This window comes from Streptomyces sp. NPDC056734 (assembly GCF_042790455.1).
Taxonomy (GTDB): domain Bacteria; phylum Actinomycetota; class Actinomycetes; order Streptomycetales; family Streptomycetaceae; genus Streptomyces.
This window is the reverse complement of sequence record NZ_JBHTZD010000009.1, coordinates 296,231-313,405: the sequence shown is the minus strand read 5'-3', so window position 1 is coordinate 313,405 and position 17,175 is coordinate 296,231. Positions and strand designations below refer to the sequence as shown.

The 17,175-nt window shown below is 71.9% G+C and carries 17 protein-coding genes and 1 riboswitch; of the genes, 10 read left to right on the top strand and 7 right to left on the bottom strand.

Annotated features, from left to right (window positions below; genetic code table 11):
- Both ACFRFC_RS16620 and ACFRFC_RS16615 read left to right on the top strand, forming a co-directional pair.
- The coding region (locus ACFRFC_RS16620) for a sensor histidine kinase (RefSeq protein ID WP_383112625.1) at window positions 1–1,124 on the top strand (1,124 nt) is incomplete at its 5' end.
- Window positions 1,117–1,770: a response regulator gene (locus tag ACFRFC_RS16615; RefSeq protein WP_382685452.1), complete on the top strand. Its 654-nt coding sequence runs from the start codon at window positions 1,117–1,119 to the stop codon at window positions 1,768–1,770. The genes ACFRFC_RS16620 and ACFRFC_RS16615, both read left to right, overlap by 8 nt.
- Before the next feature lie 58 nt (window positions 1,771–1,828).
- Here the strand turns inward: ACFRFC_RS16615 and glgX are convergent, their stop codons facing one another.
- On the bottom strand, window positions 1,829–4,090 hold the full coding sequence (glgX, locus tag ACFRFC_RS16610) for a glycogen debranching protein GlgX (RefSeq protein ID WP_382685450.1): 2,262 nt from the start codon (window positions 4,088–4,090) through the stop codon (window positions 1,829–1,831).
- Window positions 4,091–4,244: 154 nt separating this feature from the next.
- On the opposite strand from glgX, the gene ACFRFC_RS16605 reads away from it, so the two are divergent.
- The 5 genes from ACFRFC_RS16605 to ACFRFC_RS16585 all read left to right on the top strand — a co-directional run bounded on the left by ACFRFC_RS16605 (window position 4,245) and on the right by ACFRFC_RS16585 (window position 9,358).
- Window positions 4,245–5,486 (top strand): Ig-like domain-containing protein, encoded by a 1,242-nt coding sequence (locus tag ACFRFC_RS16605; RefSeq protein WP_382685448.1) that lies wholly within the window; start codon window positions 4,245–4,247, stop codon window positions 5,484–5,486.
- Between the two features lie 197 nt (window positions 5,487–5,683).
- Window positions 5,684–6,958, top strand: coding sequence for an Ig-like domain-containing protein (locus tag ACFRFC_RS16600; protein WP_382685445.1), 1,275 nt, complete (start codon window positions 5,684–5,686; stop codon window positions 6,956–6,958).
- Window positions 6,959–7,052: 94 nt separating this feature from the next.
- Window positions 7,053–7,820: an enoyl-CoA hydratase/isomerase family protein gene (locus ACFRFC_RS16595; protein WP_382685442.1), complete on the top strand. Its 768-nt coding sequence runs from the start codon at window positions 7,053–7,055 to the stop codon at window positions 7,818–7,820.
- 271 nt (window positions 7,821–8,091) lie between these two features.
- Window positions 8,092–8,595 carry an ATP-binding protein gene (locus ACFRFC_RS16590; RefSeq protein ID WP_382685440.1) on the top strand — a complete coding sequence of 168 codons (504 nt, stop codon included), beginning with the start codon at window positions 8,092–8,094 and terminating at the stop codon, window positions 8,593–8,595.
- 106 nt (window positions 8,596–8,701) lie between these two features.
- Complete coding sequence (locus tag ACFRFC_RS16585) at window positions 8,702–9,358, top strand: ADP-ribosyltransferase (RefSeq protein ID WP_382685438.1); 657 nt, start codon at window positions 8,702–8,704, stop codon at window positions 9,356–9,358.
- Between the two features lie 4 nt (window positions 9,359–9,362).
- On the opposite strand, the gene ACFRFC_RS16580 is transcribed toward ACFRFC_RS16585, so the two are convergent.
- Window positions 9,363–10,010: a GNAT family N-acetyltransferase gene (locus ACFRFC_RS16580; protein ID WP_382685436.1), complete on the bottom strand. Its 648-nt coding sequence runs from the start codon at window positions 10,008–10,010 to the stop codon at window positions 9,363–9,365.
- A gap of 72 nt (window positions 10,011–10,082) precedes the next feature.
- Here ACFRFC_RS16580 and ACFRFC_RS16575 point away from each other — a divergent pair, with 72 nt between their 5' ends.
- The 3 genes from ACFRFC_RS16575 (at window position 10,083) to ACFRFC_RS16565 (ending at window position 11,852) form a co-directional block, all read left to right on the top strand.
- Window positions 10,083–11,057 (top strand): MerR family transcriptional regulator, encoded by a 975-nt coding sequence (locus tag ACFRFC_RS16575; RefSeq protein WP_382685435.1) that lies wholly within the window; start codon window positions 10,083–10,085, stop codon window positions 11,055–11,057.
- Window positions 11,058–11,103: 46 nt separating this feature from the next.
- Window positions 11,104–11,316 (top strand): EF-hand domain-containing protein, encoded by a 213-nt coding sequence (locus ACFRFC_RS16570; protein WP_382685432.1) that lies wholly within the window; start codon window positions 11,104–11,106, stop codon window positions 11,314–11,316.
- Window positions 11,317–11,402: 86 nt separating this feature from the next.
- On the top strand, window positions 11,403–11,852 hold the full coding sequence (locus tag ACFRFC_RS16565; RefSeq protein ID WP_382685429.1) for a hypothetical protein: 450 nt from the start codon (window positions 11,403–11,405) through the stop codon (window positions 11,850–11,852).
- Between the two features lie 6 nt (window positions 11,853–11,858).
- Here the strand turns inward: ACFRFC_RS16565 and ACFRFC_RS16560 are convergent, their stop codons facing one another.
- The 5 genes from ACFRFC_RS16560 to gcvT form a co-directional block, all read right to left on the bottom strand.
- A complete protein-coding gene (locus tag ACFRFC_RS16560) occupies window positions 11,859–12,413 on the bottom strand; it encodes a glycoside hydrolase family 25 protein (protein WP_382685427.1) in 555 nt (184 codons plus the stop codon).
- A 95-nt stretch (window positions 12,414–12,508) separates the two neighbouring features.
- Window positions 12,509–13,876: an L-serine ammonia-lyase gene (locus ACFRFC_RS16555; protein WP_382685425.1), complete on the bottom strand. Its 1,368-nt coding sequence runs from the start codon at window positions 13,874–13,876 to the stop codon at window positions 12,509–12,511.
- A gap of 56 nt (window positions 13,877–13,932) precedes the next feature.
- Complete coding sequence (gene glyA, locus ACFRFC_RS16550; RefSeq protein WP_382685423.1) at window positions 13,933–15,213, bottom strand: serine hydroxymethyltransferase; 1,281 nt, start codon at window positions 15,211–15,213, stop codon at window positions 13,933–13,935.
- Between the two features lie 15 nt (window positions 15,214–15,228).
- The gene (gene gcvH, locus ACFRFC_RS16545) at window positions 15,229–15,609 is read right to left on the bottom strand and encodes a glycine cleavage system protein GcvH (protein WP_382685421.1); all 381 of its coding nucleotides are present in this window, start codon (window positions 15,607–15,609) and stop codon (window positions 15,229–15,231) included.
- 133 nt (window positions 15,610–15,742) lie between these two features.
- Window positions 15,743–16,861, bottom strand: a complete 1,119-nt coding sequence (gcvT, locus tag ACFRFC_RS16540; RefSeq protein WP_382685419.1) for a glycine cleavage system aminomethyltransferase GcvT — start codon at window positions 16,859–16,861, stop codon at window positions 15,743–15,745.
- A 185-nt stretch (window positions 16,862–17,046) separates the two neighbouring features.
- Window positions 17,047–17,139, bottom strand: a riboswitch (glycine riboswitch).
- Window positions 17,140–17,175 lie beyond the last annotated feature (36 nt).

Genomic DNA, 17,175 nt, shown 5'->3' with positions numbered 1-17,175 from the left:
TGGTGCTCACCGCCGTCGTGCTCCAGGAGTCCTTCGACCGGGCCCGGCTGCGCGCCGAGCGGGCCGGGCGGCCGATCGTGCCGTCCCCGCTCGGCGCGGCCTTCTTCCTGGTCCGCTGGGTCGTCATCGCCGCCCTGATCTATCTGAACCCGTGCTTCGGGTTCGCCGCGGCGGCCGGCTTCTTCGACGTCGGCGAGCTGATCAAGGGCCACCGCGCCCAGTGGTGGGGCGTGTTCCTCACCGGCGTCGCCATCTCCGTCTCCCAGGCCGGCGGGCTGCCCCTGCGCGACCTCAGCCATGCCGTGGTGCTCGCCGGACTGATCACCGCCAACACCGCGCTGTACCTGGTGATCGCGCACTTCTCCGCCAAGGACGAGGAACGCGCCCGGGAACGCGCCGCCACCATCGCCGAACTGGAACGCACCAACACCGCCCTCCAGAGCGCCCTGGACGAGAACAAGGCGCTGCACGCCCAGCTGCTGGTACAGGCCCGGGAGGCCGGGGTCGCCGATGAGCGGCGCCGCCTCGCCGCCGAGATCCACGACACCATCGCCCAGGGCCTGACCGGCATCATCGCCCAGCTCCAGGTCGTCGCGGGCACCCCCGACCCGGAGCTCGCCCGGGTCCATCTGGCGCGCGCCGCCGACCTGGCCCGGCACAGCCTCGGCGAGGCCCGCCGCTCGGTGCACAACCTCGCCCCGGTGGCGCTGGACAGCGACGGACTGCCCGAGGCGCTGAAGAAGACGGTCGCCGACTGGGGCGAACGCACCGGGGTGCGGGCCGCTCTCACCGTCACCGGCACCGCCGAGCAGCTGCACGACGAGCTGTCCGCGACCCTGCTGCGGATCGCCCAGGAGGCCCTGTCCAACGCCGCCCGGCACGCGGCGGCCACCCGCGTCGGCGTCACGCTCTCCTTCATGGGCGACGAGGTGGTCCTCGACATCCGCGACGACGGCCGCGGCTTCGACCCGGCCGCGCTGCCCGCCCGTACCCGCACCGGCGGCTTCGGCCTCGACGGCATGCGCGCCCGCGCCGCCCGCATGGCCGGCTCCCTCGCCGTGGAGTCCGAGCCGGGGGGCGGCACGGCCCTGTCGGCTCGCGTACCGTTGGTCCGCCATGAGTAGCCGCGTTGACGCCCCCGAGATCACCCTCCTCGTCGTGGACGACCATCCCGTCGTACGGGACGGGCTGCGCGGCATGTTCGACTCCGCCCCCGGCTTCACCGTCCTCGGCGAGGCCGCCGACGGGGTACGCGCCGTCGAGCAGGCCCTCGCCCTGGACCCGGACGTGATCCTCATGGACCTGCGGATGCCGGGCGGCGGAGGCGTCGCCGCCATCGCCGAGCTGACCCGGCGCGGCGCCCGCGCCAAGATCCTGGTCCTCACCACCTACGACACCGACTCCGACACGCTGCCCGCGATCGAGGCGGGCGCCACCGGCTACCTCCTCAAGGACGCGCCCCGCGACGAGCTGTTCACCGCCGTCCGCGCCGCCGCCCAGGGCCGTACGGTGCTGTCCCCGGCCGTGGCCTCCCGGCTGGTCTGTGCCGTCCGCACCCCCGGGGCCGGGGGCAAGGAGCCGCTGTCCGCCCGTGAGCGCGAGGTGCTCGCCCTGGTCGCCAAGGGCACCCCCAACCGCGAGATCGCCCGCACCCTCTTCATCAGCGAGGCCACGGTCAAGACCCACCTCACCCACCTCTACGCCAAGCTGGGCGTCAAGGACCGCGCGGCAGCGGTGGCCGTCGCCTACGACCGGGGCATCCTCGGCTGACGCGGACCCACGTCACCCCACCCCACATCACCTCACTCCACGCCCGCCCCACCCCACGTCACCCCACCACCCGCAGCAACAGCACCGCCCGCCCCGGCACCGTCACCGCCACCCCCGCCGGACGCACCACCCCGGGCCCCGCACCCTGCCCCTCCTCCTCGTCCTCCTCGTCCTCCACGGACGTATCGACGACCACCTCGTACGCCCGCGCCCACGGCGCCCCCGGCAGCACGAACTCCACCGGCTCCGCCCCGGCGTGCAGCACCGCGAGGAAGCTGTCGTCGACGATCGGCGCCCCGCTCTCGTCCCGGCCCGGTATGTCCCGCCCGGACAGATACATGCCGAGGGTCGCGGCGGGCGCGTACCAGTCGCCCTCGGTCATCTCCGTGCCCCGCGCGGTGAACCAGGCCAGATCCCGCAGCCCGTCCGCCGAATGCGCCCGCCCGGAGAAGAACGCCCGGCGGCGCAGCACCGGATGCCGGTGGCGCAGCGCGATCAGCCGCGCGGTCAGCGCGTACAGCTCCCGCCAGCCCGGCTCCGACAGGAGCCCCCAGTCCAGCCAGCCGACCGCGTTGTCCTGGCAATAGGCGTTGTTGTTGCCGCCCTGGGTGCGCCCCATCTCGTCGCCCGCGACCAGCATCGGCACGCCCGTCGACAGCAGCAGCGTGGTCAGCAGATTGCGCAGCTGGCGGCGGCGCAGCGCGCCCACCTCCGCGTCGTCGCTCTCGCCCTCGGCGCCGCAGTTGAAGGACCGGTTGTCGTCGGTGCCGTCCCGGCCGCCCTCGCCGTTGTCCTCGTTGCGCTTGTGCTCGTACGACACCAGGTCGCGCAGCGTGAAACCGTCGTGCGCGGTGACGAAGTTGACGGAGGCGTAGGGCCGCCGCCCGCCCCACGCGTACAGGTCGCTGGACCCGGAAAGGCGGTAGCCCATCTCCCGGACGTCCGGCAGCGCGTGCCGCCAGAAGTCCCGGACGGTGTCGCGGTAGCGGTCGTTCCACTCGGTCCACAGCGGCGGGAAAGCGCCCACCTGGTAGCCGCCGGAGCCCACGTCCCACGGCTCGGCGATCAGCTTCACCCGGCGCAGCACCGGGTCCTGGGCGATCACCGCGAGGAAGGGGGAGAGCATGTCGACGTCGTGCATCGAGCGGGCGAGTGCCGCCGCGAGGTCGAAGCGGAAGCCGTCGACGCCCATCTCGGTGACCCAGTAGCGCAGCGAGTCGGTGATCAGCCGCAGGACGTGCGGCTGGACGACATGCAGGGTGTTGCCGCAGCCGGTGTAGTCGGTGTAGCGCCGGGCGTCGCTCTGCAACCGGTAGTAGCCGCGGTTGTCGATGCCCTTCAGGGAGAGGGTGGGGCCCAGCTCGCCCCCCTCGGCGGTGTGGTTGTAGACCACGTCCAGGATCACCTCGATCCCGGCCGCGTGCAGCGCCCGGACCATCCGCTTGAACTCGCCGACCTGCTGCCCGGCGGTGCCGGTGGCCGCGTAGCCCGCGTGCGGGGCGAAATAGCCGATGGAGTTGTAGCCCCAGTAGTTCCTCAGGCCCCGGCGCAGCAGATGGTCCTCGTGCGCGAACTGATGCACCGGCAGCAGCTCCACCGCCGTGACGCCCAGATTCACCAGGTGTTCTATCGCGGTGGGGTGGGCGAGTCCGGCGTAGGTCCCGCGCAGTTCCCCAGGGACGCCGGGGTGCAGTTTGGTGAAGCCGCGCACATGCAGTTCGTAGATCACCGAGTCCGCCCACGGCGTCTTCGGCCGCCGGTCGTCCGCCCAGTCGTCGTCATCGTGGACGACGACCCCCTTCGGGACGTACGGCGCCGAGTCCCGTTCGTCGCGGACGGTGTCGGCGGCCTGCTGCTGGGGCCAGTCCCGGACATGCCCGTACACCTCCGGCGGCAGCGCGAAGTCGCCGTCCACCGCGCGGGCGTACGGGTCGAGCAGCAGCTTCGCCGGGTTCCAGCGGGCGCCGGTCCACGGGTCCCAGCGGCCGTGCACCCGGTACCCGTAACGCTGTCCGGGCAGCACGCCCGGTACGAAGCCGTGCCAGATCTCGTGCGTCAGCTCGGTCAGCCGGGCCCGGGTCTCCCGGCCCCGCTCGTCGAACAGACACAGCTCGACGGCCTCCGCCCCGCCCGCCCACAGCGCGAAGTTGGTGCCCGCCACCCCGTCGGCACCGACCCGGAACCGGGCGCCCAGCGGCGTCGGGGCGCCCGGCCGCACCGGCACCTCCGGCGGCCGGGGCCGGACACCGGGTACGGCCGGCCGTTCCCGCGCGGCGGCGTCCTGCTCCGCCACCGCCTCCTGCTCGGCTGCGCTGGACACCTCGGCGCCTCCCGCGGCTCATGGCACGACGCGGTCGGCCGGGGTCCCGGCGTCCCGACCGGGCCTGCCCGTCATGTCGTCCTCCCCCTGTTCTGCCCAGAGCGTGCCTCGCACTCACGTTTCCCCGGGGCGGGCATGGTCGTTGTGCACTTTCGTGAAGCACGCACACGGGCGCGCGCGGCGCGCGGCGGCCGCTCTGGCCGCCCTACTGACCTGGGCCGCACTGCTGGCGGCGGTGGCCGGCTGCACCGCGAGCGGTATCGCGGTGGACGAGATGCTCGGCGGACCACCCGCCCCCAAGGACATCATCCGCATCACCCCCGACGACCACCAGAAGGACGTACGCCCCGGCTCCCCGCTCTTCGTCCGGGTGCCGGACGGCCGGCTGGAGTCGGTACGGGTCGTCAGATCCCAGGACGCGCAGGACAGCGAGGTCCCCGGCCGGTTCTCGGCCGACGGCCGGACCTGGACGGCCGACGACCCCCGGCTCGCGCTGGCCGCGCGGTACACGGTCCACGCGGTGGCCCTGGACGAGGACGGCCGGCGCCTCTCCCGGCACACCGGCTTCACCACCCACGTCCCCGCCGAGCGGTTCCTCGCGTACGTCACCCCCGAGCACCGCGCCACCGTCGGCACCGGCATGATCGTCTCCCTGGACTTCAACCGCGAGATCACCCACCGCGCGGCCGTCGAACGGGCCGTACGGATCACCGCGGACCCGCCGGTCGACATCCGCCCGCACTGGTTCGGCGCCGACCGCCTGGACTTCCGCCCCGAGCGCTACTGGACCCCCGGCACCCGCGTCACCGTCGACCTGCGGCTGCGCGACCTCGAGGGCGCGCCCGGCGTGTACGGGCTCCAGCACAAGACGGTCACCTTCACCGTCGGCCGCAGCCAGGTCTCCCTCGTGGACGCCGCCGCCCACACCATGCAGGTCCGCCGCGACGGCGAACTCCTCGCCACCGTGCCGGTCACCGCGGGCAGCGACAAGGCCCCCACGTACAACGGCAGGATGGTCGTCACCGAGATGTTCGAGGTGACCCGGATGAACGGCGCCAGCGTCGGTTTCAAGAAGGCCGACGGCAAGAGCGAGTACGACATCCCGGACGTGCCGCACGCCATGCGGCTGACCGAGTCCGGCACCTTTCTGCACGGCAACTACTGGAAGGACGGGTCGGTGTTCGGCACCAGCAACATCAGTCACGGCTGTATCGGGCTGCGCGATGTGAAGGGCGGCGGCGGGGACACCCCGGCGGGCTGGTTCTTCGACCGCAGCCTCGTCGGCGATGTGATCGAGGTGGTCGGCAGCAAGGACCGCACGGTGGCCGCCGACAACGGGCTCGGCGGCTGGAACCTGGACTGGAAGCGGTGGACGGCGGGCAGCGCGGTGAAGTGAGCGGCCGGGGCAGGGGCCCCTTGAAGTGGCCCGCCGGGCGGCCGGGGCCGACGGGCCGCCCGGTCGCCGGGAGTTGGGACGGAACGGTGACACACGGGCCCGGTCGCCCCTCCTGACCGGGCGGTTAACATGCGCCATGCGCGCGTGGGACGCGCCGGCTGCGGGCCCGGCGAAGGCCCGGGAGGGGGAGAGAGAACGTGACAGCGGGACCGATATCGGGGGCGTCGGTTGCGACGCGCGGGGCGCGCGGGGCGCGCGCAGGCCGTGGGCGCGGGCGGCTCGGGGCACTGTTCGCGGGGGCCGTCCTGCTGGCGGTGACCGCCTGCGGCGGCGGATCGGAGCCGGATCCGGGACCGGGCACCGACGAGGGCAAGGGCAGCGGCAAGGACTCCACGGCGGCACAGAGCAAGGAGTCGCAGGCGGTCGTCTCGATCGCCCCGAAGGACGGCACCGGGTCGGTGGACACCAGCGGGGACCTCGAAGTCACCGCGGCGAAGGGCAAGCTCACCGAGGTCGTCGTCCAGGACGGCGACGGTACGAAGGTCGACGGGACGATCTCCGCCGACGGCACCGCCTGGACACCGGCCCGGCATCTCGCCGCGTCCACCACCTACCAGGTGCGCGCCACCGCCCAGGACACCGAGGGCCGCGCCGCCACCCAGGAGTCGAGCTTCACCACCCTGACCCCCAAAAACACCTTCCTCGGCACGTTCACCCCCGAGGACGGCTCGACGGTCGGCGTCGGGATGCCGTTCTCGATCCGCTTCGACCGGGGCATCACCAACCCGGCGGACGTCGAGAAGGCCATCGAGATCACCACCGAACCGGCCGTCGACGTCCAGGGCCACTGGTTCGGCGACGACCGCCTCGACTTCCGGCCCGAGACGTACTGGAAGGCCGGCACCGAGGTCACCGTCCGGCTCGGCCTCGACGGCGTCGAGGGCCGCCCAGGCGTCTACGGCGAGCAGGCCAAGACCGTCTCCTTCACCATCGGCCGCGACCAGGTCACCGTGGTCGACGCCGAGAACCTCACCATGAAGGTCATGCGCGACGGCAAGGTCGTCAAGACCCTCCCCATCACCACCGGCGCCCCCGGCTACGAGACCTGGAACGGCAAGATGGTCATCAGCGAGAAGCTGAAGGAGACCCGGATGGACGGCGCCACGGTCGGCTACGAGGGCGAGTACGACATCCCGGACGTGCCCCACGCCATGCGCCTGAGCGACTCCGGCACCTTCATCCACGGCAACTACTGGGCCGGCGACGCCTTCGGCAACCGCAACGCCAGCCACGGCTGCATCGGGCTGCGCGATGTCCAGGGCGCCTGGGACGAGAAGGCGCCGGGCGCCTGGTTCTTCGACAACTCCCTGCTCGGTGACGTGGTCGAGGTGAAGAACTCCGACGACGCCACGATCGCCCCCGACAACGGCCTCAACGGCTGGAACATGTCGTGGGCGGACTGGACGGCGTAGCCCCCCGCCCGGACCGGTGCGACCGGACCCGACCCGGACCCGGTGTGACCGACCGCACCGAGGTCCGGACGTTAGGCGCCGTTAACCTGCTGCCATGACCGTCACTCTCGAAGTCGCCGAAGGCGTCGGCACGCTCCGGCTCGACCGTCCGCCGATGAACGCGCTGGATGTCGCCACCCAGGACCGGCTCAAGGAACTCGCCGAGGAGGTCACCGCCCGCGAGGACGTCCGCGCGGTGGTGATCCACGGCGGCGAGAAGGTGTTCGCGGCCGGAGCGGACATCAAGGAGATGGAGAACATGGACCACACCGCGATGGTCCTGCGCTCCCGCGACCTCCAGGACGCCTTCACGGCCATCGCCCGCATCCCCAAGCCGGTGGTGGCCGCCGTGACCGGGTACGCGCTGGGCGGCGGCTGCGAACTGGCCCTGTGCGCGGACTACCGGATCGCCGCCGACAACGCCAGGCTCGGCCAGCCGGAGATCCTGCTCGGCCTGATCCCCGGCGCGGGCGGCACCCAGCGCCTCGCCCGGCTGATCGGCCCCTCCCGGGCCAAGGACCTGATCTTCACCGGCCGTCAGGTCAAGGCCGCCGAGGCGCTCACCCTCGGCCTGGTGGACCGGGTGGTGCCCGCCGACGAGGTCTACCCGCAGGCGTACGCCTGGGCCGCCAGGCTCGCCAAGGGCCCGGCGCTGGCACTGCGCGCGGCGAAGGAGTCGGTGGACGCGGGGCTGGACAGCGGCATCGAGACCGGGCTCGCGGTGGAGCGCACCTGGTTCGCCGGGCTGTTCGCCACCGAGGACCGCGAGCGGGGCATGCGCAGCTTCGTCGCGGACGGCCCCGGCAAGGCGAAGTTCCTCTGAACACACCCGGCGGGGCTTGCAATTGACACGATGTCTGATTCCGGGTCCCTCGATGGGGCGGTTGTGACAGCCTTGAGACAGCCTTGAACCTGCCGTCGAGGGAGACCGTCTGTTGCCATCTTCCGAGCCGTCTCCGCAGGTCAGAGGGGCTGCCAGCGGGCCCGAACTGCCGCTGGCATATGCTGATCGAAACCATCGGAATGGTTGGTTCCGGGGGGCGTATTCCACCGGAACGGCCCCGCGCGGGCCACTTGGCGGCCATGATGGGTCCATGGCGGGGCTGGACGGCATCGAACAGCCGCGGGGACACGGCCGTGCGACCGCGGCGCGCTGGTCGCCCGCGGTCGAGGACGAACGGGCGCTCAAGGCGCTGGAGTTGTTCGGGAACCCCACGGAGGCGGAGGTCGCCCTCCCCTCCCGCCCCGAGTCCGCCGCCACCGCCCGCCGCCTCGCCCAGGTCGTCGCCCTGCGTGAATGGGGCTGCACCCCCAAACTCACCGAGGACGCGGTCCTGCTGGTCTCCGAACTCGTCGGCAACGCCGTCCGGCACACCGGCGCCCGCGTCTTCGGACTGCGGATGCGCCGCCGCCGGGGCTGGATCCGGGTCGAGGTCCGCGACCCCTCACGCGGGCTGCCCTGTCTGATGCCGGTTCAGGAGCTGGACATCAGCGGCCGGGGCCTGTTCCTCGTCGACAAGCTCGCCGACCGCTGGGGCGTGGATCTGCTGCCCCGCGGCAAGACCACCTGGTTCGAGATGCGGGTCGCCGACCGCTGAAGCAGGCGGGGCCCATCCCCTTTGCGGACCACGGCAGTTGGGCAACACGCCGTCGTACGGGTGACGGTCCCCCCGGCGCCCCGGGCGAGCCGGGATCGTACCGCCCATGATCACTACGAAACTGCGGCGCCGCTGCGTCGCCGCCGTCCTGTCCCTGTCCGCCGTGCTCGCCACCAGCGCCGCGACCACCGCCCCCGCCGACACCACGAAGGCGGCCCCCGCGCGGGCCGTGGCGGCGCGGGCCGTGGCCGCGCCCGCCGTCGCGGGGGTGCCCGCCGAGTGTCCCGTGCAGTTCGAGGACCGGCTGAAGGCCGCCGCGGACCGCCGCGCCGACGTGGACCGGATCACCCCCGAGCCGGTGTGGCGCACCAGCTGCGGCACGCTCTACCGCAGCGACGGCCGCGGCCCGTCGGTCGTCTTCGAACAGGGCTTCCACCCGAAGGACGTCGTGGGCGGCCAGTACGACATCGAGCAGTACGTCCTGGTCAACCAGCCCTCGCCGTACGTGTCCACCACCTACGACCACGACCTCTACAAGAACTGGTGGAAGTCCGGCTACAACTACTACATCGACGCCCCCGGCGGCGTCGACGTGAACAAGACCATCGGCGACACCCACAAGTGGGCCGATCAGGTGGAGGTGGCCTTCCCCGGCGGGATCGACCGGAAGTACATCATCGGGGTGTGCCCGGTGGACAAGGCGACCAAGACCGAGAACATGAGCGGCTGCGAGAGCAACCCGCACTTCGAGCCCTGGCACTGAGCACTCACCCTCCGGCGGTGAACAGGGCCTCCGAGCCCACCGCACGGTAACCGGCCGCCTGGAACGCCCGCAGACTGCGGGCGTTCCCCGCCGAGATCTGCGCCCACACCGGCTCGCCCCCGGCCAGCTGCCGCGCCGCCGTCGCCAGCCGCCGCCCCAGCCCCCGCCGCCGTACCCCCGCCTCCACCTCCACCGCCGCCTCCAGGCGCCCGCCGACCCCGCGGCCCAGCACCAGCAACCCGCCCTCGGGCGCCGTCCACACCCGGAGCGCGTCGCGGCGCAGCAGGGAGCCGACGACCCGCGGATGGGTGGGATCGCCGATCTCCCGCAGCGCGAGGACGGGCTTGCCCGGCAGCGGCCCGGCGACGGTCAGGACGTCGATGGTGTCGGTGCGGCGGCCCGTACGGGCCATGAAGGCGGCCAGGAAGAAGGGGTGCATGGTCGCCGCGAGCGGGTCGGCGGGCGTCGCGGCCAGCGTGTCGTACACCCAGGCGGGGTCCTCGTCCGTGAAGACCACCGAGTGCGCGGTGAAGGCCAGCACCCCGGCGTCGCGCGGGCTGTCCTGGGGCACGACGGTGGTGGTGCCGTCGGGCGGCGGGAAGGCCCCTCTGGCCGCGGCGTCCAGAATGTCCCGCAGCCTCGGCCTCTCCACAGCGCCCGCCTCTCCCGCTCCCCTGCCCGCTCCCTTGAGTCTCCACCCACTGGAAGGCCCACACTCACACACATGATCGACCACGGCACCGGACTTTTCCCCATCGGCACCCTGGCCCGCGCCACCGGACTGTCCGTACGCACCATCCGCTACTGGTCCGACGAGGGCGTCCTGCACCCCGCGGGCCGCTCCCCGGGCGGCTACCGCCTCTACGACGCCGAGTCCGTGGCCCGCCTGGAACTGATCCGCACCCTGCGCGAACTGGGCCTCGGCCTTCAGGACGTACGCCGGGTGCTGGACGGCGAGGCCACGGTCGCGGATGTGGCGGCGGCGCATGTGGTGGCGCTGGACGCGCGGATCAGGGCGCTGAAGGTGACCCGTGCGGTGCTGTCGACCGTGGCGAGGCGCGGAGCGAGCGCGGAGGAGATGACCTTGATGAACAAATTGGCGCGGCTGTCGGCCGCCGAACGGGCGCGGATTCTTGAAGAGTTCGTGGAGGAGATGTTCCACGGCCTGGACACCGCCGACCCGGTGATCCGGGAGCGGATGCGCACCATGGCCGTGGACCTGCCGGACGAGCCGACGCCGGACCAGGTGGACGCGTGGGTGGAGCTGGCGGAACTGCTCCAGGACCCGGAGTTCCGGACGCGGATGCGACAGGCGGCGGAGTTCAACGCGGCCGGGCGGGAGGAACGGGAGGCCCCTGCCGGGGCGTCGATGTGGTTCGCCCGGCGCCTGGTCCAGCTCGGCGCGCAGGCCCGCGCGCGGGGCGTCGCCCCCGAGTCACCGGAGGCGGAGAAGATCTTGCGAGAACTGCTGGGCGTGCAGGACGCGGGCGGCGCTGATGACGCGGACGACTCGGGCGGCTCTTTGGGCGGGGACATCGACTGGACCGCCGTACTGGAACGCCTGGAGGCGATGACCGACGACCGGTTGGCCCGCTACCGGGAGTTGCTGGCCCGGGTGAAGGGTGGTGGGCCCGCCGCCGCGCATCGGGCGGAGTTCGGCTGGGTGGTCGCCGCCGTGCGGCACCGGGCCGACCGATAATCTGACCTTTGCACATACGGCAGAGGTACGACGAAGGGGCGGATCGGTGGCTGACATCGAGGAAGCGCGCAAGGAGTTCGAGCGGATCGACACGAACGGTGACGGCCAGATCACCGCGGCCGAGCTGAAGACCGCTCTGGCGCAGGGGGGCGACTGGAATGTCACCGAGGCGGTCGCCGAGGCGATCATCGCGAGCCGCGACCTCAACGCGGACAAGCTCCTGTCGTTCGACGAGTTCTGGGCGCACCTGAACAAGTGACAAGGATGGGGGGAGGGCGTCCGCACGGACGCCCTCCCCCCTTTTCTCGCTACCGTCCGCGCCGCCCCTGGGGGGAGGATCGGGCCATGACCACCAGCCGGTACTCCTTCGTGGACGAGCACGCGACGATCATCGCGGCACCCCCGGACGCGGTGTGGCGGGCGCTGACCGAAGCGGTGCAGGACGCCTACGGCAGCGGCTTCGCGACCCGCTACGCCCGCCTGATCGGCTGCGACCCGGCGACCGCCACCGGCCCCCGCCCGCCGGCCGAGGGCGCCACCCTTCCGGGCTTCCGCGTGCTGACGGCCGACCCGCCCACCACGCTGGCCCTGGCGGGCACCCACCGCTTCTCCTCCTACACCCTGACCTTCCACCTCACCCCCCTCACCCCGCACCGCTCCCGACTGCGCGCCGAGACCCGGGCGACCTTCCCCGGCACCCGGGGCGGGCTCTACCGCAGCCTGGTCATCGGCACCAGCATCCACGCGTACCTGATGCGCTGGCTGCTGGCGGGGGTGGGGCGGCGGGTGGGGTGAGGCCGGTCAGACGGCGGCCCAGTCCTTGAGGGCGGTCCTGGAGGAGAAATCGCCGACGTTCTTGTCGAGCGGGGTGTCGGTGTACTGGTGGAAGCGCCACTTGGCCTCGATACGGGGCTCGCCCGCCGTCACATAGTCGGCGATCCACAGGCCGTCGCCCGCGTAGGAGGTGGTATCGATGGTCAGCCAGAAATTGCGGTTGCAGTAAAGAATGACCCTGTTGTTCGGGCGCAGTGCCTTCACCTTCTTGATGAAGGTGTCCTTCTCGGTGTTCGAGGCGTGGGTGCCGTCGCCCGTGTTCTCCCAGTCGACGGCGAGGATGTCGCCGGGCTGGTCGGGGGCCTTGGCGACGAAGTGCTCGGCCTGGGCGGTGAGGTTGCCGGGCCACAGGAAGTGGTAGAAGCCGACGACCAGGCCCGCGTCACGGCCGTGTTTGGTCTGGTCGGTGAGTTTGGGGTTGACGTAGGTGCGGCCCTCCGTCGCCTTGACGAAGACGAAGGACAGACCGGCGGTGTCATAGGTCGACGACTGGTAGGAACTGACGTCGATGCCATTGAGCACGGGGGACTCCCTGATGGTTCGTGGGGGGAGAGAAGGGGAGTTGACGTTGTCACAGGGCCCTTGCCCGGGATCGGCGGCGCTGACCCGGGCGCTCGTCAGCACTCGATGATGTTGACCGCGAGCCCCCCGCGCGCCGTCTCCTTGTACTTCACCGACATGTCGGCGCCCGTGTCCTTCATCGTCTTGATGACCTTGTCCAGGGACACCTTGTGGCTGCCGTCGCCGCGCATCGCCATCCGGGCCGCCGTGACCGCCTTCACCGCGGCCATGCCGTTGCGCTCGATGCACGGGATCTGGACCAGGCCGCCGACCGGGTCGCAGGTCAGGCCCAGATTGTGTTCCATGCCGATCTCGGCGGCGTTCTCCACCTGCTCCGGGGAACCGCCCAGCACCTCGGCGAGCGCGCCGGCCGCCATCGAGCACGCGGAGCCCACCTCGCCCTGGCAGCCGACCTCGGCGCCGGAGATCGACGCGTTCTCCTTGAACAGCATGCCGATCGCGCCCGCGGCGAGCAGGAAGCGGACCACGCCGTCCTCGTCGGCGCCCGGCACGAAGTCCAGGTAGTAGTGCAGGACCGCCGGGATGATGCCGGCGGCGCCGTTCGTGGGGGCGGTCACCACCCGGCCGCCGGCCGCGTTCTCCTCGTTCACCGCCATCGCGTACAGCGTGAGCCACTCCATGGCCAGCGCCTTGGCGTCGCCCTCGGAGCGCAGCTTGCGGGCGGTGGTCGCGGCCCGGCGGCGCACCTTCAGGCCACCCGGCAGGATGCCCTCGCGGGACATGCCGCGCGCCACGCACGCCCGCATCACCCGCCAGATGTCGAGGAGGCCCGCGCGGATCTCGTCCTCGGTGCGCCAGGCGCGCTCGTTCTCCAGCATGAGGGCGGAGATCGACAGGCCGGTCTCCCTCGTCAGGCGCAGCAGCTCGTCGCCCGTGCGGAAGGGATACTTCAGGACCGTGTCGTCGAGCTTGATGCGGTCGGCGCCGACCGCGTCCTCGTCGACCACGAAGCCGCCGCCGACCGAGTAGTACGTCTTCGTCAGCAGCTCGGTACCACTCGCGTCGTACGCCCACAGCGTCATGCCGTTGGCGTGGTACGGGAGGGCCTTGCGGCGGTGCAGCTTGAGATCGGCGGCGAGGTCGAAGGCGATCTCGTGCTCGCCGAGCAGTTTCAGCCGTCCGCCGGCCTTGACGGACTCCACCCGTTCGTCGGCCGTCTCCACGTCCACCGTGCGGGGCGAGTCGCCCGCCAGGCCGAGCAGCACCGCCTTGGGGGTGCCGTGGCCGTGGCCGGTCGCGCCGAGGGAGCCGTACAGCTCGCAGCGCACGCGGGCGACGGCGGGCAGCACGTCCTCGTTGCGCAGGCGGCGCGCGAACATGCGCGCGGCGCGCAGCGGGCCGACCGTGTGGGAGCTGGACGGGCCGATGCCGATCGAGAACAGGTCGAACACCGAGATGGCCACGGGAACTCCTCCTGAGGGGGTGGGGGCACACATCGTCGGATGCCCCCACCGGGGAACTACTGGTCGAGAGTGGGATACAGCGGGTGCTTGTCGGCCAGGGCGGTGACCCGGGCCCGGAGCGCCTGAGCGGTGTCCTCCGGGAAGGGGGACGGTGCCGTGAGCGCCCGCGCGATCACGTCCGCGACCTCGGTGAAGTCCTCGGCCGTGAAGCCGCGGGTGGCCAGGGCCGGGGTGCCGATGCGCAGGCCCGAGGTCACCATCGGCGGACGCGGGTCGTTCGGTACGGCGTTGCGGTTGACCGTGATGCCGACCTCGTGGAGCCGGTCCTCGGCCTGCTGCCCGTCCAGCTCGGACGCGCGCAGATCGACCAGGACCAGATGCACGTCCGTGCCGCCGGACGCCACGGCCACCCCGGCCGCGCGGGCGTCGTCCGCGAGCAGCCGCTCGGCGAGGATGCGCGCGCCGTCCACCGTACGCCGCTGGCGCTCCTTGAACTCCTCGCCCGCCGCCACCTTGAACGAGACGGCCTTGGCCGCGATCACATGCTCCAGCGGGCCGCCCTGGAAGCCGGGGAAGACCGCGGAGTTCAGCTTCTTCGCGAACTCCTTGGAACGGGCCAGGATGATCCCGCCGCGCGGACCGCCCAGCGTCTTGTGCGTGGTGGAGGTGACGACATCGGCGTACGGCACCGGGTTGGCGTGCAGCCCCGCCGCGACCAGCCCCGCGAAGTGCGCCATGTCGACCCAGAGGTACGCCCCGCTCTCGTCGGCGATCCGGCGGAACTCGGCGAAGTCCAGCTCGCGCGGGTACGCCGACCAGCCCGCGATGATCACCTTCGGGCGGTGTTCCTTGGCGAGCCGCTCGACCTCGGCCATGTCGACCAGTCCGGCGTCGTCCACGTGGTAGGCGACGACGTCGAACTGCTTGCCGGAGAAGTTCAGCCGCATGCCGTGGGTGAGGTGGCCGCCGTGCGCCAGGTCCAGGCCGAGGATGGTGTCCCCGGGCTGGGCGATGGCGAACAGCGCGGCCTGGTTGGCGGAGGCGCCGGAGTGCGGCTGCACATTGGCGTACTCGGCGCCGAACAGCTCCTTGACCCGGTCGATGGCGAGCTGCTCGGTGACATCGACGTACTCGCAGCCGCCGTAGTAGCGGCGGCCCGGGTAGCCCTCGGCGTACTTGTTGGTCAGGACCGAGCCCTGGGCCTCCATGACCGCGACCGGGGCGAAGTTCTCCGAGGCGATCATCTCCAGCGTGGACTGCTGGCGGCGCAGCTCGGCGTCGACGGCGGCGGCGACCTCGGGGTCGAGCTGATGCAGGGGGGTGTTCAGTGCGGACATCGGGTGTACGACTCCTCAGCCGGCGGAAAAGGCGGTGTACTCGTCGGCGGAGAGCAGTTCGGCGGGCTCGTCCGTGACCTTGACCTTGAACAGCCAGCCGCCCTCGAAGGGGGCCGAGTTCACCAGCGCCGGATCGTCCACCACGTCCTGGTTGAACTCGACGACCTCACCGGTCACCGGCGAGTACAGGTCGGAGACCGACTTGGTGGACTCCAGCTCGCCACAGGTGTCCCCGGCGGTGACCGCGGTACCGGCCTCGGGGAGCTGGGCGTAGACGACATCGCCGAGCGCGTTGGCCGCGAACTCGGTGATGCCGACCGTGGCCACGCCGTTCTCGTCGGCGGCCGACAGCCACTCGTGTTCCTTGCTGTAACGCAGTTCCTTGGGGTTGCTCATGTCCTGAATTCTCCTGTACGCGAGGGAGCGCTGATGAAGGGGGGACGGCTGACACCGCCGGTGACCAGTGGGAACACGCCGGTCACGCCGGTCACGGAGATCACTGGGGACCACCGCGACCGGCGTGGCGCCGCTACTTCCGGCACTTGTGGAACGGCAGCGCCACGACCTCGTACGGCTCGTGGCTGCCGCGGATGTCCACGCCGACCCCCGCCGTGCCGGGCGCGGCGTGCGCGGCGTCGACGTAGGCCATGGCGATCGGCCTGCCCAGGGTGGGGGAGGGGGCGCCGGAGGTGACCTCGCCGACCGTCTCGCCGTCCGCGACCACCGCGTAGCCGGCGCGCGGCACCCGGCGGCCCTCGGCGATCAGCCCGACCAGGACGCGCGGCGGGTCGGCCGCGGCCTTCTCCGCCGCCGCGGCGAGCGCCTCGCGCCCGACGAAATCGCCGTCCTTGTCGAACTTCACGACCCGGCCGAGCCCGGCGTCGAAGGGGGTGAGCGCGGCGCTCAGCTCATGCCCGTACAGCGGCATGCCCGCCTCCAGGCGCAGGGTGTCCCGGCAGGACAGCCCGCACGGCACCAGGCCCGCCGGGGCGCCGGCCTCGGTCAGCGCCTGCCATACGGCGACCGCGTGCCCGGGCTTCACGAACAGCTCGAACCCGTCCTCGCCGGTGTAGCCGGTACGGGCGATCAGCGCCGGGACCCCGGCGACCGTGCCGGGCAGCCCGGCGTAGTACTTCAGGCCGTCGAGATCGGCGTCGGTGAGCGACTTGAGGATGCCGGGGGACTCGGGGCCCTGGACGGCGAGCAGCGCGTAGGCGTCCCGGTCGTCACGGACCTCGGCGTCGAAACCGGCGGCCCGCTCGGTGAGGGCGTCCAGGACGACCTGGGCGTTGGAGGCGTTGGCGACGACCAGATACTCGGCCTCCGCCAGCCGGTAGACGATCAGGTCGTCCAGGATGCCGCCGTCGGCGCGGCAGATCATGGTGTAGCGGGCCCGGCCGGCCCCGACGGCGGCGAGGTTGCCGACCAGCGCGAAGTTCAGCAGCGCGGCGGCCTGCGGGCCGGTGACGGTGATCTCGCCCATGTGGGAGAGGTCGAACAGCCCGGCCCGGGTGCGCACGGCGAGATGCTCGTCACGTTCGGAGCCGTAGCGCAGGGGCATGTCCCAGCCCGCGAAGTCGGTCATCGTCGCGCCGAGCGAGCGATGGAGGGCGTCGAGTGCGGTATGCCGGAGCGCGGCACTGCTCATCGGTCGGTCTCCCAAGGCAAGGGGGAATACAGGGTGGGGTGAGGAAGGTTCTTCTGGTTCTTCCTCATTCCTCCCCATCTGTCATCGGAACCTGAGAGGTTCGCCATGACCGTCGACGAGCGCGTCGGCGATCACGGTTTGCACCTTGGGTGGAGCCACCACGGCGGCTCGCTTTTCAGATGTGCCTCGCCCGCGCGGTACGGGGCCTGAGAGATTCAAGGGAGGGACTTGCTCCTTCGGCGCCCCGGTGACACCGGGGACTCTCCCGCGCGGATTCAAGCGGCCGGTATGCAGTTGGCGCCGTCATCATTGCA

Bases quoted from the DNA above. Each gene is read 5' to 3' on its own strand.
- ACFRFC_RS16565 (WP_382685429.1), top strand. From the start codon at position 11,403: ATGACCACCAGCCGGTACTCCTTCGTGGACGAGCACGCGACGATCATC.
- ACFRFC_RS16615 (WP_382685452.1), top strand. From the start codon at position 1,117: ATGAGTAGCCGCGTTGACGCCCCCGAGATCACCCTCCTCGTCGTGGAC.
- ACFRFC_RS16595 (WP_382685442.1), top strand. From the start codon at position 7,053: ATGACCGTCACTCTCGAAGTCGCCGAAGGCGTCGGCACGCTCCGGCTC.
- gcvH (WP_382685421.1), bottom strand. From the start codon at position 15,609: ATGAGCAACCCCAAGGAACTGCGTTACAGCAAGGAACACGAGTGGCTG.
- ACFRFC_RS16585 (WP_382685438.1), top strand. From the start codon at position 8,702: ATGATCACTACGAAACTGCGGCGCCGCTGCGTCGCCGCCGTCCTGTCC.
- ACFRFC_RS16590 (WP_382685440.1), top strand. From the start codon at position 8,092: ATGGCGGGGCTGGACGGCATCGAACAGCCGCGGGGACACGGCCGTGCG.
- glyA (WP_382685423.1), bottom strand. From the start codon at position 15,213: ATGTCCGCACTGAACACCCCCCTGCATCAGCTCGACCCCGAGGTCGCC.
- ACFRFC_RS16575 (WP_382685435.1), top strand. From the start codon at position 10,083: ATGATCGACCACGGCACCGGACTTTTCCCCATCGGCACCCTGGCCCGC.
- gcvT (WP_382685419.1), bottom strand. From the start codon at position 16,861: ATGAGCAGTGCCGCGCTCCGGCATACCGCACTCGACGCCCTCCATCGC.